General features: G+C 68.2%; 1 protein-coding gene. It reads left to right on the top strand.

What is annotated here, in order from left to right; all coding sequences use genetic code 11:
- A partial coding sequence (locus tag FLQ44_RS08245) for an aspartate carbamoyltransferase (protein ID WP_500692540.1) occupies positions 1 to 415 on the top strand: 415 nt, incomplete at both ends.

The raw sequence follows: 415 nt of genomic DNA, 5'->3' as shown, positions 1-415 counted from the left end.
CTGGACGGTCGCGCCAACCTTCAGGCACTGGCCGGATGCACGATCGTCAACCTGTTCTTCGAGCCCTCCACCCGCACCCGCAGCTCGTTCCAGCTGGCGGCGCGGCGCCTGGGTGCCGAGGTGCTGAATTTCGATGTGGCGCATTCCTCCTCGCGCAAGGGTGAAACCCTGCTCGACACCTTCCGCAACCTCGAAGCCATGGGCGCCGACGCCTTCGTGATCCGCGTCGCCGAGTCCGGCGTCCTGGCCGAACTGGCCGCCGCGGCCCGGCCTCACGTGCATCTGGTCAACGCGGGCGACGGCCGCGCGGCCCATCCCACCCAGGGCCTGCTCGACATGCTGAGCGTGCGACAGCACAAGGGCTGCGACTTCTCGCAGCTCAAGTTCGTGCTGGTCGGCGACATCCTGCATTCGC

This window comes from Vogesella mureinivorans (assembly GCF_007644035.1).
In the GTDB taxonomy this organism is placed as follows: Bacteria; Pseudomonadota; Gammaproteobacteria; order Burkholderiales; family Chromobacteriaceae; genus Vogesella; species Vogesella mureinivorans.
Note: the sequence above shows the minus strand (reverse complement) of the source record. Positions and strands in the feature narration are given on the sequence as shown.